We start from the raw sequence: 15,756 nt of genomic DNA, 5'->3' as shown, positions 1-15,756 counted from the left end.
TCGTGGATGGCGCATTGCGCCGGCGAATAAGGTGTTAAGCCCCTGCCATGAAACCATCGCTAGTCCTGAGAATGGGCCAGCAGCTGACGATGACACCGCAGCTGCAACAGGCCATCCGCCTGCTCCAATTGTCGACCCTGGACCTGCAACAGGAAATCCAGGAGGCCTTGGAATCCAATCCGATGCTCGAGCGCCAGGAAGAAGGCGACGACTTCGATAATGCAGACCCGCTGGCCGACAACATCGAGCAAAAACCCAATCCCGACGTGCAGGAACCCTCCTACCAGGAAACCGCCCCTACGGTGGACAACCTTGAGGAAGGCGAATGGAACGAACGCATCCCCAACGAGCTTCCCGTGGACACCGCGTGGGAAGACGTTTACCAGACCAGCGCCAGCAGCCTGCCCAGCAATGATGATGACGAGTGGGACTTCACCACCCGTACGTCTGCCGGAGAGAGCCTGCAAAGCCACTTGTTGTGGCAACTGAACCTGGCACCGATGTCCGACACCGATCGCCTGATCGCTGTCACTCTGATCGACTGCATCAATAATCAGGGCTACCTGGACGAAACCCTTGAGGAAATCCTTGAGGCATTCAACCCGGAACTGGACATCGAGCTGGACGAAATCGAAGCTGTCCTGCACCGCATCCAGCAATTTGAGCCCGCCGGTATTGGCGCGCGCACCCTCAGCGAGTGCCTGTTGCTGCAATTGCGCCAACTGCCGGCCAAGACGCCGTGGCTCAGCGAAGCCCAGCGCCTGGTTACCGACTACATCGACCTGCTGGGCAGCCGTGACTACAGCCAGTTGATGCGCCGCATGAAGCTCAAGGAAGATGACCTGCGCCAGGTGATCGAGCTGGTGCAAAGCCTGAACCCACGCCCAGGCTCGCAGATTGAGTCCAGCGAAGCCGAATACGTCGTGCCTGATGTGATTGTGCGCAAGCACAACGAACGCTGGCTGGTGGAGCTGAATCAGGAATCGGTGCCGCGCCTGCGGGTCAATCCGCAATACGCAGGTTTTGTGCGCCGCGCAGACACCAGCGCCGACAACACGTTCATGCGCAACCAGTTGCAGGAGGCACGCTGGTTCATCAAGAGCCTGCAAAGCCGTAACGAAACATTGATGAAAGTGGCTACCCAGATCGTCGAGCATCAGCGCGGCTTCCTGGAATATGGCGACGAAGCGATGAAACCGCTCGTTCTGCACGACATCGCCGAAGCGGTGGGCATGCACGAATCGACGATTTCCCGGGTGACTACCCAGAAATTCATGCATACCCCGCGCGGTATTTATGAGTTGAAATACTTTTTCTCCAGCCACGTCAGCACCTCCGAAGGCGGCGAATGCTCGTCCACGGCGATCCGCGCGATCATCAAAAAACTGGTTGCCGCGGAAAATCAGAAAAAGCCATTGAGTGACAGTAAGATCGCTGGTTTACTGGAGGCACAAGGCATTCAGGTCGCCCGTCGAACCGTCGCCAAGTACCGCGAGTCCCTCGGGATCGCGCCTTCCAGCGAGCGTAAGCGTTTGATGTGACGGGCGGGCCATAGCGTTCCAGTGACGGGTATTCCTACCCGTCGCTTTATGCACTGGCAACGAAGGAGAAGCTGTATGCAAGTCAACATCAGTGGACACCATGTAGAAGTCACCCCTCCACTGCGCGACTATGTCGAGCAGAAGCTCAGGAAGCTGGAGGGTCATTTCGACAAGATCACCAACGTGCAAGTCATCATGAAGGTCGATAAGCTTCAGCAGAAGATCGAAGCCACCCTTCAGATTCCCGGTGGTGAAGTTGTTGCCAATGCCGAGCATGAAGACATGTACGCGTCGATCGACTTGCTCACCGACAAGCTTGACCGCCAACTCAAAAAGCATAAGGAAAAGAATCTGAGCCTGCTACAAGGCACAGGTCGTTAACTCTCCCCCCATGATTCGACTTGAAACCATTCTGACCCCCGGCCGTTCCCTCGTGAATGTGCCGGGCGGCAGTAAAAAACGCGCCCTCGAACAAATTGCCAACCTGATCGGCCGCGAAGTGCCCGAACTGGAAACGCAAACTGTGTACGAGGCATTGATTGCCCGTGAAAAACTTGGCTCGACCGGTTTTGGTAACGGCATCGCTATTCCCCACTGCCGCCTCAAAGGCTGCGAGACGCCTGTCAGCGCCCTGCTGCACTTGGACCATCCCATCGATTTCGACGCCATCGACGGTGCTCCGGTTGACCTGCTGTTCGTGCTGCTGGTCCCGCAAGCCGCCACCGACGCTCACCTGGAACTGCTTCGGCAGATCGCCAGCATGCTCGACCGAAAGGAAGTACGCGACAAACTGCGCAGCGCCAGCAGCAATGAAGCGCTCTATCAGGTCGTTCTGGATGAACAAAACAGGCAGTAATCATGCGTTTGATCATCGTCAGCGGCCGATCCGGCTCGGGTAAAAGCACCGCCCTTAATGTTCTTGAGGACAGTGGTTTCTATTGCATCGACAACCTGCCGGCCGGCCTGCTGCCGGAGCTGGCGGAGCGTGCCCTTATCCACACCGAACTGGCGCAGCCTCTGGTCGCCGTTTCGATTGACGCCCGCAACCTGCCCAGCCACCTCTCGCGATTCCCTGAATTGCTCGAAGAAGTGCGGGCCAAGCACATTCATTGCGATGTGCTCTACCTGGATGCGGATGAAGAAACACTGCTGAAGCGCTTTTCTGAAACCCGTCGCCGTCACCCCCTCAGCAGCCCGCACCGCTCCCTGGCCGAAGCCATTGAGGACGAGACGACCCTGTTGGGGCCGATCATTGACCTCGCCGACCTCAAAATCAATACCACCGCTCTGAACCTGTATCAGCTGCGCGACGCCATCAAGTTGCGCCTTCTGAACCAGCCGGAGCCTGGCACGGCTTTTCTTGTAGAGTCGTTTGGCTTCAAGCGGGGGATGCCGGTGGATGCCGACCTGGTCTTCGACGTGCGTTGCCTGCCGAATCCTTACTGGAAGCCAGAGTTACGTGCTCAGTCCGGGCTGGATCAGCCTGTAGCCGACTACCTCGCGGCACAGCCGGATGTGGAAGAGATGTTCCAGGACATTTCCAGTTACCTGCTCAAATGGCTGCCGCGCTTTGCCGCCAGCAACCGGGCGTATGTCACCATTGCCATTGGCTGCACCGGTGGCCATCACCGTTCCGTCTACCTGACCGAGCGTCTTGGCCAAGTGCTGCAACAAACCCTCAAGAACGTTCAGGTCCGCCACCGCGACCTTAGCTGAAAGGAACACCCCCGCGATGCCCGCTCTGGAAATTGAAATCATCAACAAGCTGGGCCTGCACGCCCGGGCTTCTGCCAAGTTCGTCGGTGTTGCCGGAAAATTTCCCTGCCAGATCCGCGCCGGGCGTACCCCGGATTCCATGGTCGATGGCAAAAGCATCATGGCCATGATGATGTTGGCTGCCGGTAAAGGCACCAGGATTCACTTGAAGACTGAAGGCGAGCAAGAACAGGAAGCGATGGATGCACTGGTTGAGCTGATCAATAACTACTTTGATGAGGGTGAGTAAACCCACCCTTTCAGAACGGTGACGCCGCAGCGGCTTCACCCCAGGGCAGTATCCATCACCATCATCAAACAAAACCCGATGCACAGCCCCAGGCTGGCGAGCTTTTCGTGGCCGTTGCGGCGTGATTCGGGAATCACCTCGTGAGTCACCACCAACAGCATCGCCCCCGCAGCCAGCGCCAACCCCAAGGGCAAGAGCATTTCGGCCAGGCTCACCAGCCAGGCACAGAGCACGGCAAACACCGGTTCGACCAGCCCTGACGCCGCACCGATCAGGAACGCCCTTACCCGCGACATACCCGCCCCGGCCAAAACCAGCGCGATCACCAGGCCTTCCGGCACGTCCTGCAGAGCAATCCCCATGGCCAGGCTGTCGGCATCCGGCATACCGCCGCCAGCAGAAACGCCGACGGCCATGCCTTCCGGAATGTTGTGGGCAATGATCGCAAACACGAACAGCCAGATGCGCGGGGGAATCACCGGTTTGTCCGGCGTGCCCACCAGCATTTCCGGACTCGCTCCGGAGACCCTGCGGTCGACCAGGTACAGCCCGAACGCGCCCAGCATGATGCCGAGACTGATCAAACCACTGGCCTTCCAGGGCGAGAGCCCCAGGCTTTCGGCAGCAGCGATGCCAGGGACGATCAACGAAAACGCCGTTGCCGCCAGCATTACCCCCGCACCAAAACCCAGCAGGGTATCGCTCAGCGCCGCCGGCATTCGACGAATAACCAACACAGGTACCGCGCCCAGCGCCGTGCCGAGCGCGCACAATGCTCCACCCTGCAAGGCGCGCAGCATGCGCGGTTCCGGGTCCAGCCAGGCGAGCCCCTGGGCCACCAGCAATGCAGTACCTGCCAATAGCAGCAGCGAGCCAAACGCATAACGAAACATTCGCACGCTGCTGATCGCCAGTGTTTCAGTGCCCATAGTCGGCCTTAGATCTTGTTATAGGTGAATGTCAGACCAAGGCGGCCTGGTAGCGAGCGGCCACTTCCGGCCAGTTGATTACACTATAGAAGGCGTTGATGTATTCCGGGCGGCGGTTCTGGTACTGCAGGTAATAAGCGTGCTCCCAGACGTCGAGGCCGAGGATCGGTGTGTTGCCACTCATCAGGGGGCTGTCCTGGTTGCCACTGCTTTCCACCACCAGGGTCTTTTGCGGGGTGACGCTCAACCACGCCCAGCCGCTGCCGAAACGGGTCAGGGCCGCTTTGGTGAAGGCTTCCTTGAAGCGGTCGAAACCGCCCAATTGCTCATCGATGGCGTTGCTCAGCGCACCTTCGGGTTTGCCGCCGCCTTTTGGCGACATCACCGCCCAGAACAGCGAATGGTTTGCATGGCCGCCGCCCTGATTGATCACGGCGGCACGCAGTTTTTCTGGCAGGTTTTGAACGCTGGACACCAGTTTCTCTACGGGCCAGCCCGCGAACTCGGTGCCCTCGACCGCGGCATTAAGGTTGTTGATGTAGGTTTGATGGTGTTTGGTGTAGTGAATTTCCATGGTTTGCGCGTCGATATGCGGTTCCAGGGCGTCGTAGGCGTAGGGCAAGGCAGGCAAGGTGTAGGTCATATCAATGAGCTCCGTAATAAGGATTATTGCGGGACGAGGCATACGGTTGCGCCGCGGCGCCGCCCAGCAGGCGATGAGTACGCGGGTACTCGCCGTGGTCGCTGATGAAATTCAACAATTCAACGTAGGTCTTGCTGCTCTGGCGCAACGCCGCCTCGCGCAATGCTTCGCTCAGGCGCGGGTCCTGCATGGTCTGCAACAGACGCTGATGGATGGCGCAGAGGTATTCGGCGCTCTCCTCAGGCTGATGCAGGTGCAGGTGCAGGTCCGCCAGGTTGTGATGGGAAATGACGCAGGCCGCCACTGCTTCGTCGGCATTCGCCCAGCGCTCGAACAACACTTGAGCCAGGGCCAGGGCTTGCAGATAGGCCTCGCGTGCGTCGACCAATTCGCCAGCCATAAAACAGCGATTGGCCCGTTCGATCGTGCGTTTCCAGTGCTCCATGGTGAGCCTCCAAAGCAGGGTCGGTGATTACACGCCGCCGGCGGTGAGCTTTTCCGGATCCAGCAGGATCTCCAGTTGGCTGCGCGGCAAGTCCGTGTGTTCCAGGGCTACATCAATCACCGGGCGACCTTGCTGATAGGCCTTCTTGGCAATTTCAGCGGCCTTTTGGTAACCAATGATCGGGTTGAGTGCGGTGACCAGAATGGGGTTGCGTGACAACGCTTCCTTGAGCTTGGCTTCGTTGACCTTGAAGCTGGCGATGGCTTTGTCGGCCAGCAGGCGGCTTGAATTGGCCAGCAGTTCGAGGCTCCCGAGCAGGTTCTGCGCGATGATCGGCAGCATCACATTCAACTCGAAGTTGCCCGATTGGCCGGCGACGGTGATCACCGCGTCATTGCCAATCACCTGCGCGGCAACCATGGCAGTGGCCTCCGGGATTACCGGGTTGACCTTGCCCGGCATGATCGACGAGCCAGGCTGCAACGCTTCAAGCTCGATTTCACCCAGGCCAGCGAGCGGGCCGGAGTTCATCCAGCGCAAATCGTTGGCGATTTTCATCAGTGATACCGCAGTGGCTTTCAACTGACCGGAGACGGCGACGGCAGTGTCCTGGGAGCCGATCAGCGCGAACAGGTTTTTGCCCGGGGTGAACTTCACGCCGGTCAGGCTGCTCAGTTGCGCGCTGAAACGCGCCGCGAATTCCGGGTGTGCATTGATCCCGGTCCCGACCGCCGTGCCGCCCTGGGCCAGCGCCTGCAAACTTGGCAGCAGGTCCTGCAAGTGGCCGATATTGGCCTTGAGTTGCTGTGCCCAGCCATTGAGCACCTGGCTCATGCGCACCGGCATCGCATCCATCAGGTGCGTGCGGCCGGTCTTGATGAACGGGTGAACCTCTTCGGCTTTTTGCTCGATAACCTGCACAAGGTGCAGCAGCGCCGGCAGCGTTTTTTCATGCAGGACCAGCGCGGCACTCACGTGAATGGTGGTCGGAATGATGTCGTTGCTGCTTTGGCCGCAGTTCACGTGGTCGTTGGGATTGACCGGCTCGCCAAGCAAACGGCTGGCGAGCGTAGCGATCACTTCGTTGGCATTCATGTTGGAACTGGTGCCGGAGCCGGTCTGAAAGATATCCACCGGGAAGTGCTGCATGAAATCGCCTTCGAGCAAGCCTTGGGCGGCGTCGACAATGGCGTTGCCCTGCCCTTCGCTGATTTGCTTGAGGTCCACATTGACCTTGGCGGCGGCGGCTTTGGCCAGGATCAGGGCACGGATGAATTGCGCCGGCATGCATTGATGACTGATCGGAAAATTGTTCACCGCGCGCTGGGTCTGGGCGCCATATAACGCCTCGGCGGGCACTTGCAGCTCGCCCATGCTGTCGCGTTCGATTCGGGTGTTACTCATCGTTAGATCCTTGCACCAGGTCAGAAACAGAAAGGGACGGCAGCAATTCGCAGGTCGCCAATTGCCAGGCAAAGGTCTGCCAGCGCTTGAGGCGGCAGGCACAGTGAGAGAGTTTTTCCAGGTCGCGCAGGGGGCGCCAGGCCTGATCCAGGCACGCGGAGCGCCAGTGCCAGGGCAAGGCAATATCGCGGGCGGTGTCGATCAGCAGGCGCAATGAGGTTTCTGCGATGGTCCACGGGTGAGTTGCAGTGCAACACGCCAGGTATCGACCCTCATTGAGGTAATGTTCGATCAGGCGAGGTTCATTGGGATTGAGGCCGCAGCGAATCTGACGACTCATCCAGCGCCAGCTTTCCAGATACGGATCCTCATGCAGGACAGAACTCATGATCCACACTCGCTCGGTAATGAGATTTATTATTAAATGATATTAAGAATCAAAACAAGCACAGCCTGTTGATAGCGCTTAACCGCGGCCATAAAAAAAGGCGCGCCATCTTTACGATGGCGCGCCTTTTTGAAGCGTCGTGCAGGTTAGCTGCCGGCGACGGTCATTCGCTCGATCAGTACCGAACCGGTGCGAATATTGCTGCGCAGCTCAAGGTCGTTACCCACGGCAACGATTTGTTTGAACATGTCGCGCATATTGCCTGCGATGGTCACTTCCTGGACGGCGAACTGGATCTCACCATTTTCCACCCAAAAACCTGCCGCTCCTCGCGAATAATCGCCGGTGACCATGTTCAAGCCATGGCCCATCAACTCGGTGACCAGCAAGCCGCGCCCCATACGGCGCAACAACGCGGCCTGATCTTCATCGCCATGGGTCACGAACAGGTTATGCACGCCGCCGGAGTTGGCGGTGCTTGGCAGACCGAGCTTGCGACCGGCATAAGTGCCCAGTACGTAGGAAACCAGCTCACCCTTCTCAACGAACGGCTTGGCATAGGTCGCCAGGCCGTCACCGTCAAACGAGGAACTGCCCATGGCGCGCATCAGGTGCGGGCGTTCATCAATGGTCAGCCACTCAGGAAACAACGCCTGACCGATTGCGCCTTCCAGGAACGAAGACTTGCGGTACAGGTTGCCACCGGAAATCGCGCCCAGGAAACTGCCGAACAAACCACCGGCCAGCTCCGCCGAAAACAGCACCGGCACTTCACAGGTTGGCACCGGGCGCGCGCCCAAACGGCTCGCAGCCCGTTGCGCAGCACGCTGGCCGATACTCACCGGGTCGGCGAGCAATTCGCCCTGACGGTTCACGTCGTACCAGTAGTCGCGCTGCATCTGGCCATTGGCTTCGGCGATCATCACGCAGCTCAAGCTGTGGCGAGTGGAGGCGTAGCCGCCGATAAAACCATGGCTGTTGCCATACACGCGGCATCCCTGATGCGTACTCAAGGTGGTGCCATCGGCGTTCTTGATGCGGGCATCGGCGTCGAATGCTGCCGCTTCGCAGGTCAGCGCCAGCTCGATAGCCCTTTCAGGGGTGATGTCCCAGGCGTGGAACAGATCAAAATCCTTCAGATCCTTGGCCATCAGCGCCTTGTCAGCCAAACCCGAGCTTTCATCTTCGGAAGTGTGCTTGGCGATTGCCAACGCAGCGGCAACGGTCTCGCGAATCGCTTCCGGGCCGCTTGCCGAGGTGCTGGCCGAGCCTTTGCGATGCCCGACATACAAGGTGATGCCAAACCCCTGATCCCGGTTGAATTCAACAGTTTCCACTTCCCGCTGGCGTACCGACGTCGACAGCCCCTGCTCCAGCGACACCGCCACTTCACAGGCACTGGCCCCCTGGCGCTTGGCCTCGGCAATGATCTGCTCGACTTGTTCCTGCAGTGCCGGTAACGCTTGCGGACCGACGCTTTGGGCTGCACTCATGGTTTTCTCCACTCAAATTCTGCTTTCGGTTAAGGCCATCGAGCGACCGGGCCGGACAAGCGGCCCCCGACTGGTTATCATGGCGGCGTTTCTTTGCGGACTGCCACCATGGTTGATTCTTACGACGACTCCCTCGACGGGGAGAAAAGCAAAACCCAAGTCAAACGCGAGCTGCATGCTCTGGTTGACCTTGGCGAGCGCCTTACAACGCTCAAGCCGGATTTGGTTGCAAAACTGCCACTGACCGACGAAATGCGTCGGGCTCTGGCGGATGCGCCCAAGCACACCGCGAATATCGCGCGTAAACGGCACATCATGTTTATCGGCAAATTGATGCGCGACCAGGACACTGACGCGATCCTCACTTTGCTCGATCAACTGGATGCCTCCACTCGCCAGTACAACGAACGTTTCCATAACCTGGAACGTTGGCGTGACCGCCTGATCGCGGGCGATGACGCCGTACTGGAGAAGTTTGTAGTGGACTACCCGGACGCCGACCGCCAGCAACTGCGCTCCCTGATTCGTCAGGCCCAGCACGAAGCGGCGCAAAACAAGGCTCCGGCCACCAGCCGTAAAATTTTCAAGTACATCCGTGAGCTGGACGAGACTCAACGCGGTCTGCGCTGATCCTCTTCCGCGGGTGGCGGTCTTCGCCACCCGAAGCTCCACGACTTACGACCCCGTGCCACCCACGGTGATCGCATCAATTTTCAGCGTTGGCTGGCCGACACCCACCGGCACCGACTGCCCATCCTTGCCGCATGTGCCTACGCCGCTGTCCAGCGACAGGTCGTTACCGACCATCGACACCTTGCTCATGGCCTCTGGCCCGTTACCAATCAACGTCGCCCCTTTGACCGGCGCGGTAATCTTGCCGTCTTCGATCAGGTACGCCTCGCTGGTGGAGAACACGAACTTGCCGCTGGTGATATCCACCTGGCCGCCGCCGAGGTTGGCGCAGTAGATGCCGCGTTTTACCGAGGCGATGATTTCCGCCGGATCGCTTTCGCCACCGAGCATGTAGGTGTTGGTCATGCGCGGCATCGGCAAATGTGCATAGGACTCGCGACGGCCGTTACCGGTGCGGGCCACGCCCATCAAGCGGGCGTTGAGCTTGTCTTGCATGTAGCCCTTGAGCACGCCGTTTTCAATCAGCGTGGTGCACTCGGTCGGCGTGCCTTCGTCGTCGACGCTCAGCGAGCCACGGCGACCGGCCAGGGTGCCGTCATCGACGATAGTGCAGAGCTTGGACGCAACCATCTCGCCCATGCGCCCGCTGTAAGCCGAGCTGCCCTTGCGGTTGAAGTCGCCTTCCAGGCCATGGCCCACCGCTTCGTGCAACAGAACCCCGGACCAACCCGAGCCCAATACCACCGGCAAGGTACCTGCGGGCGCCGGAATGGCTTCCAGGTTGACCAGTGCCTGGCGCAGCGCTTCACGGGCATACCCCATGGCGCGGTCTTCAGTCAGGAAATAACGGTAGTCAGTACGGCCGCCGCCGCCATGGCCACCGCGCTCACGACGGCCATTTTGCTCGACGATCACACTGACGTTGAAACGCACCAGAGGGCGTACGTCCGCCGCCAGGCCGCCATCGGTAGACGCGACCAGAATGCGCTCCCACACGCCTGCCATGCTCACGGTCACCTGCTGGATACGCGGGTCGAGGGCACGGGTAGCCGCGTCGATGCGCTTGAGCAAGTCGACCTTTTCCGCACGGCTGATCACTTCCAATGGGTTATCCGGCGCGTACAACTGGGCCACGTCCTGGGTGCTGAACGCCTGCACCGTGCCATTTTGGCCCGCGCGGGAAATCGAGCGCGCAGCACGAGCCGCCAAGCCCAGTGCTTCAAGGGTGATTGCGTTGCTGTAAGCAAAACCGGTTTTTTCGCCAGACTGCGCACGCACGCCCACGCCTTGGTCGAGGTTAAAACTGCCTTCCTTGACAATGCCGTCTTCCAGCGCCCACGACTCGGAAATCTGCCCCTGAAAATACAGGTCGGCCGCGTCGATGCCCGGCCCGGCCAGATCGCCGAGGACGGTTTGCAAGCTTTCGATGGTCACGCCACCGGGTGCCAGGAGGTGTTCACTGACTGAGGACAACAACGTGCTCATAGGTTTGGCCTTAAATTCATCGTTCCGAAGCAGGTCGCTGCGCGCCCTGCGAGAAAAAGCGCCGGTGGTTGACCACCGGCATGCGCGCCCGTATCGACGCCTGTTCACTGCTGTCGCGTTCGGCCAACAACACCGCCTCGCCTGTATCCTGTTGTGTCAGTACACGCCCCCACGGGTCGACAATCGCCGCATGCCCATGGGTCTCGCGTGGCCCAGGGTGCACACCGCCTTGCGCCGCCGCCAGCACATAGCACTGGGTTTCGATGGCCCGCGCGCGAATCAGCACGTCCCAATGCGCGGCGCCGGTCACCGCCGTAAACGCCGAGGGCGCGGTAATCAATTCAGCCCCGGCTGCACGCAACTCGCTGTACAGCTCCGGGAAACGCAGGTCGTAACACACCGTCAGGCCCAACCGACCGACGGGCGTATCCGCCACTACCACGTTGCTCCCGAAAGCATAGTCATCGGATTCTCGATAGCGACCCCGCGCATCGGCGACATCCACATCGAACAGATGCAGCTTGTCGTAGCGGGCAACGATTTCACCGCGATCATCAATCAGCAGCGAGCACGCGTTGGACTTGGCGTTCGGCTGGCCCTCTGGAGGCAACGGCAAAGTGCCGGCCACTATCCATAAGGTGAGGTCGCGGGCGGTCTGTTTCAACCATGGCAGGATCGGCCCTTCACCCAACGCCTCGGCGCGGCCGATATCTGCCACGTCGCGGCGGCCCATGGCGGCGAAGTTTTCCGGCAGCACCGCAAGCTTCGCACCTCCCGCTGCTGCCTGTTCCAGCAAGCGCCGGGCCTGGGCCAGGTTAGCCAGCACATCACTCTGGCTGACCATTTGAATTACCGCAAAGGGCATGGGCCGACACTCCGTAATAGGCATGCGGCCATGCTACTCCACAGGCTCTCAGTTTGGTTTTTCAAATGGCTTGTCGAAGGTGATTTTTGGATCCTTCCACGGGCCTTCCACCTTGTACTGCACGCTGGCGAAGCGCGAAACACGGTCACCGATCAGCTTGTCGATGAGGAACAACGCGCCACCGATGGCGGGTGCACCCACGATCAGCGCGGCAATCGGCAGGTTGTTGGTCACCGGCAGGGTCACCAGCAGCTTGGCGTCGACGCGGTCAGCCACCAAATCCAGGGTCCCGTTGAGCTCAAGGTTGGTAGAAGGGCCCGTCATGGTGATGGGTTCACGGGTCACGAACACGCCATCACTGGCGGCCAGCAAGCCTTTGACCCGGTCGTAGCTCAAGCCTTTGCCGAGCAGGTCGGAGAAATCCAGACGCAGACGGCGGCCAATGGAGTTGAAATTGAGCAAGCCAAACACTCGCAAGGCCTGCGCGCCGCCTTCCACTTCCACAAACTGCCCTTTGCGGAACGCCGCATCCAGGCTGCCGGAAAAACGCTTGGGCCCAACCCAGGCCGGCGACCCCGGCCAACGACCGTCCACGTCCAGGTGGAAGTCCTCACTGGTCACGGTCGGCGCAAAACCCCAACCCTTGAGCACATCGGCGATGTTCTTGCCATCCAGACGGCCCTTGTACCAACTGCTGCTGGCCCCCGGCGCGCCTTCCCAGCCACCGGCACCGTTGAGTTGCATGCCCTTGAGGCCAAGGTCGAGGTTGTTGAAGGCCAAGCCTTTGGCCGTTGGCCGGATTCTCAGCGACCAGGCGCCCACCAGATCCGGCCCCTGGAACAATTGATTGATTGAAATATCCAGCGCGGGGATGTCTTTAGGGTCGATATCCGCCAACGGGTCCGGCGCGTTTTCATCCGCCTGCACCGTCGGGTCCACCGCCGGCAGCTTCACGTATTGCAGGTTGATCGCAATCGGCGCGCCCTTGGCATCCGGCAGGTTGACCGAGCCTTTGGCCTGCTGACTGTCGAGCTGCAAGCCCCACGCTGCCGGCTTACGAGCCATCTGCAAGCTGACCTGATCAAATTGGCTGCCAAAGCCAGTCAGCTTGCCCACCTTGAAGTCAGCGCCGCTGAGGAGTTGCTTGGCACTGCCGCCTGGATCATTACCGGCGTAGCGGTTTGCGAGTTTTTTCCACGGGTCGATGTCCAGCTCCGACAGCACGCCGCGAATACGCAAGCCTTTGGTGGCAGGCAACACGGCATCACCATCGCCGAGGAACAACTCCCCACGACCGTCATTGAAATTATCCGGGGGCGACGCGAAGGTGAAGCTCGCCAGCTCGCCATAGTCGAACCAATAGCGCCGCTCAGCGCCCTGTAAGGTCATGCGGAACACGCTGTCGCGCCCTTGGCTGGCCGGCATGCCAAAGGGTGCAGGCAAGTCCACGGCAACGCCCTTCATGTTGGAGCTGACCATCAATTGGCTGTCGGCGCCAGCCAGGGTGAGTTGCAACTGATAGGGGATATCACCGGATATAGGCAGTGGCTGACTGACTTTCAGCCAGTCCGTCAGCCGCTTGACCGTGACCTGGCCTTTGACACTGACGCGGGTGGTGATATTGCCCGGGTGGCCATCGGCAGCAATCTGCGCCGTGATGGGGCGATCAAACGCCTGTGCCGAGATGTTCTGCCCGCTCAAGCCCTTGGCGCTGTCGAAACGAAAATCGCCTTTGAGCTGGGTCAGGTCCAGAGTCGGTTCCGCCAATTGCAGGCGGGCCTTGTCGGTCTGGAAGTCCACCACAATCCTGGGCTCGGTGTCTTCGGCCAGCGGGATATCCAGATCCAGCTTGCCGTGCAGGTCGCCCTCTCCCTTCCAGCCGGCGAAGGTTGAATCTGTGCCGATGGGCGCTTCCTGGAGGATCTTCAGGCCATCGCCCAAGCCACCCGCGAACCCACCGGTGATCAACAGATGGCTGTCTTTGCCAGCAGGCGCGTGAGGAATATTGACGTAGACGTCTTTAACCTTGGTGTCGAGCAATTGACCCTTGTTCGCCACGATACGCACGCCGGTCTCTTCGACGAACACCTCGCCATTGACCTTGCTCACATGCGGCCAGCCAGGCTGGAAGGCCAGCTCGGCGTCATGCACCTTGAAGAACAGGCTGATATTGCGTGCTGCTGGCAATGCGTCGTGGTTCAACGAGCCCTGGTACTGGAAGAAACCCTGGTCAACCGCTCCCTTGAGGATTGCCGTGCGCAGCCATTCGTCCAAAGACGGGCTCAGCACCGCAGGCAGATATTTGGAGGTGAAGCGCCCATCGCCATCGACCATACCGACCCGCAGGTCCATGTAGTCTTCCTGGCTATGGTCAAAATGCAGGCGAATCAGGAAGTCGGCGGCGACCTTGCCCTCCTCACCCAGCACCTTGATGTAGGGTGCGATCAGCGTGAAGCCTTCTTTATCCAGCTTCCAGGTCAGGCGCGCGTTCGCCTGGATGTACTGCCACGGCTTGGCGAAGATAGGATCCAGGTGCAGGGAGAAATCCTTGCTGTCCATGCGCAGCTCGCCCTGGCCCAAGTCACCGCTGATGCTGCCGGACACATTACGTGCAGCCGGTGCGCCGCTATAGGCATCAAAGCCGACGCGCTCAAGGTTGGCTGCAAAACTGACTTTCTTGTCCGTGGTGTCCTGAGGACGGAAATCCACCAGCACGTTGCGCAACACGCCAGTGGCTTTCAGGTGTTCGATGGTCCTGGCGAAACCTTCCGGTAACGGCGCCAAGGCGTTGAGCAGCGGCGTGATGGGGGTCAAGTCGAGGCGGTCGGCCTGCAGCTTCCAGACTTCCAGATCCTTGTCGGTCGCCAGGGTTTGCTGCAATTGCAGGTGCGACTCCCAACGTGTCTCGCCGATATTCATCGCCAATGAATCAAACAGAACCTTCAGGCCGCTGTCGCTACGCTGGAGGTAAGCCGTCAGGGCGAGGTTTTCGATATGGACAGGCTTGCGGTCGGCGTAGCTGCCCTTTACCTGGGGTGAATGAAGGCGCACCACAGCGCTTTGTACCGTGCCCTTGGCCCAATCCAGCCAGAACTCGCCGCCGGCCTTGAACTGCGTAAGTTTCCATTGCTGGGTCAGGCTGGCCGGAATCCACTTGGCCCAATCACTCTGCGGCAGGCTCAGGTAAGCCTGGGCTTCGCCGTCTTTCCACTGGCTGGCGCGGATGCGCGTGCGCAGGCTCAATGCCAACGGCTGGCCGTCAGGCAACGTCAGGCGTGCATCGAGCCGTTGGTGGCTGGTGTCGGTTTCCAGGCTCAAGCCCACGTAAGTCAAAGTCAACGGCGCCTGATTGAACGGCTGCAACGTCACCTGGCTGTCCAGCACTGACACACGATTGACCCTTTGCAGGCGCGTGAGCAACTGCTCCGGGTCCAGTGGCTGGTCATCCTGCAACGGCAGGCCTTGCAGCGCCCAGTGCCCGTCCTTGTCTTCCTTCACACTCAACTGCAGGCCACTGACTTCCAGATGGGCGATGCGCACTTCACGCGCCATCAGGCTGGCCCAGAGGTCTGGCACCACTTCAACCTGGTCCAGACGCAAGGCACTGTTACCCTCACCGACCATCACGTCGTGGGCCAGCAACACCGGAGCAAAACCGCTCCAGCGCCCTTCAAGGCTACCAATCTGCAGAGGCATATCAACGGCGGCCTGGGCCTTGGCTTCGATTTCGGCGCGATATTCGGCCACCAGCGGGGTCAGTTCACGACCCAGGCTCACGTACACCGCCGCCAATACCAACAGCAACGCACAGAGGCCCAAGCCCCAACGGGTCAAAGCGGCAAAAAAGCGTATCAGACGCTCCATGTCAGGCGACCCTCAAAGCAATAGGCGGACGGCAGATCAAGGTCTGCCGGTCTCGAAGAAA

15 protein-coding genes are annotated in these 15,756 nt (G+C 60.0%); 6 read left to right on the top strand and 9 right to left on the bottom strand.

What is annotated here, in order from left to right; translation table 11 throughout:
* Positions 1-47 precede the first annotated feature (47 nt).
* The 5 genes from ACP7A2_RS09120 (at position 48) to ACP7A2_RS09100 (ending at position 3,546) form a co-directional block, all read left to right on the top strand.
* Positions 48-1,541: an RNA polymerase factor sigma-54 gene (locus ACP7A2_RS09120; protein WP_426133948.1), complete on the top strand. Its 1,494-nt coding sequence runs from the start codon at positions 48-50 to the stop codon at positions 1,539-1,541.
* A gap of 75 nt (positions 1,542-1,616) precedes the next feature.
* Complete coding sequence (gene hpf, locus ACP7A2_RS09115) at positions 1,617-1,922, top strand: ribosome hibernation-promoting factor, HPF/YfiA family (protein WP_027604812.1); 306 nt, start codon at positions 1,617-1,619, stop codon at positions 1,920-1,922.
* Positions 1,923-1,932: 10 nt separating this feature from the next.
* On the top strand, positions 1,933-2,397 hold the full coding sequence (gene ptsN, locus ACP7A2_RS09110) for a PTS IIA-like nitrogen regulatory protein PtsN (protein WP_426133947.1): 465 nt from the start codon (positions 1,933-1,935) through the stop codon (positions 2,395-2,397).
* A 2-nt stretch (positions 2,398-2,399) separates the two neighbouring features.
* Positions 2,400-3,257: an RNase adapter RapZ gene (gene rapZ / locus ACP7A2_RS09105; protein WP_426133946.1), complete on the top strand. Its 858-nt coding sequence runs from the start codon at positions 2,400-2,402 to the stop codon at positions 3,255-3,257.
* Between the two features lie 16 nt (positions 3,258-3,273).
* On the top strand, positions 3,274-3,546 hold the full coding sequence (locus ACP7A2_RS09100; RefSeq protein WP_426133945.1) for an HPr family phosphocarrier protein: 273 nt from the start codon (positions 3,274-3,276) through the stop codon (positions 3,544-3,546).
* 35 nt (positions 3,547-3,581) lie between these two features.
* Here ACP7A2_RS09100 and ACP7A2_RS09095 read toward each other — a convergent pair whose 3' ends face one another.
* From ACP7A2_RS09095 to pmbA, 6 genes are all read right to left on the bottom strand, one after another.
* Positions 3,582-4,475: a ZIP family metal transporter gene (locus ACP7A2_RS09095; RefSeq protein ID WP_426133944.1), complete on the bottom strand. Its 894-nt coding sequence runs from the start codon at positions 4,473-4,475 to the stop codon at positions 3,582-3,584.
* Positions 4,476-4,506: 31 nt separating this feature from the next.
* Complete coding sequence (locus ACP7A2_RS09090; RefSeq protein ID WP_426133943.1) at positions 4,507-5,118, bottom strand: superoxide dismutase; 612 nt, start codon at positions 5,116-5,118, stop codon at positions 4,507-4,509.
* A gap of 1 nt (position 5,119) precedes the next feature.
* Entirely contained in the window at positions 5,120-5,563 is a 444-nt protein-coding gene (locus tag ACP7A2_RS09085; RefSeq protein ID WP_426133942.1) for a hypothetical protein, read from the bottom strand.
* Between the two features lie 27 nt (positions 5,564-5,590).
* Positions 5,591-6,967 (bottom strand): class II fumarate hydratase, encoded by a 1,377-nt coding sequence (locus ACP7A2_RS09080; protein WP_426133941.1) that lies wholly within the window; start codon positions 6,965-6,967, stop codon positions 5,591-5,593.
* Positions 6,960-7,355: a FagA protein gene (locus ACP7A2_RS09075; RefSeq protein ID WP_348057503.1), complete on the bottom strand. Its 396-nt coding sequence runs from the start codon at positions 7,353-7,355 to the stop codon at positions 6,960-6,962. Before ACP7A2_RS09075 ends, ACP7A2_RS09080 begins: the two co-directional genes overlap by 8 nt.
* A gap of 146 nt (positions 7,356-7,501) precedes the next feature.
* Positions 7,502-8,848 (bottom strand): metalloprotease PmbA, encoded by a 1,347-nt coding sequence (gene pmbA / locus ACP7A2_RS09070; protein ID WP_426133940.1) that lies wholly within the window; start codon positions 8,846-8,848, stop codon positions 7,502-7,504.
* Between the two features lie 108 nt (positions 8,849-8,956).
* Here pmbA and yjgA point away from each other — a divergent pair, with 108 nt between their 5' ends.
* On the top strand, positions 8,957-9,478 hold the full coding sequence (yjgA, locus tag ACP7A2_RS09065; RefSeq protein ID WP_375066325.1) for a ribosome biogenesis factor YjgA: 522 nt from the start codon (positions 8,957-8,959) through the stop codon (positions 9,476-9,478).
* 45 nt (positions 9,479-9,523) lie between these two features.
* Here the strand turns inward: yjgA and tldD are convergent, their stop codons facing one another.
* From tldD to ACP7A2_RS09050, 3 genes are read right to left on the bottom strand one after another with little or no spacing between them, the layout of a single operon-like run.
* Positions 9,524-10,966, bottom strand: a complete 1,443-nt coding sequence (gene tldD / locus ACP7A2_RS09060; RefSeq protein ID WP_375066323.1) for a metalloprotease TldD — start codon at positions 10,964-10,966, stop codon at positions 9,524-9,526.
* Between the two features lie 16 nt (positions 10,967-10,982).
* A complete protein-coding gene (locus ACP7A2_RS09055) occupies positions 10,983-11,831 on the bottom strand; it encodes a carbon-nitrogen hydrolase family protein (protein WP_426133939.1) in 849 nt (282 codons plus the stop codon).
* A gap of 48 nt (positions 11,832-11,879) precedes the next feature.
* Positions 11,880-15,695, bottom strand: coding sequence for a YhdP family protein (locus tag ACP7A2_RS09050; RefSeq protein ID WP_426133938.1), 3,816 nt, complete (start codon positions 15,693-15,695; stop codon positions 11,880-11,882).
* Between the last annotated feature and the right edge of the window lie 61 nt (positions 15,696-15,756).

Source organism: Pseudomonas sp. PWP3-1b2 (assembly GCF_049896045.1).
Classification (GTDB): Bacteria; Pseudomonadota; Gammaproteobacteria; order Pseudomonadales; family Pseudomonadaceae; genus Aquipseudomonas; species Aquipseudomonas antarctica_B.
The sequence above is the reverse complement of the archived record's forward strand: the minus strand, read 5'-3'. Positions and strand labels throughout refer to the sequence as shown.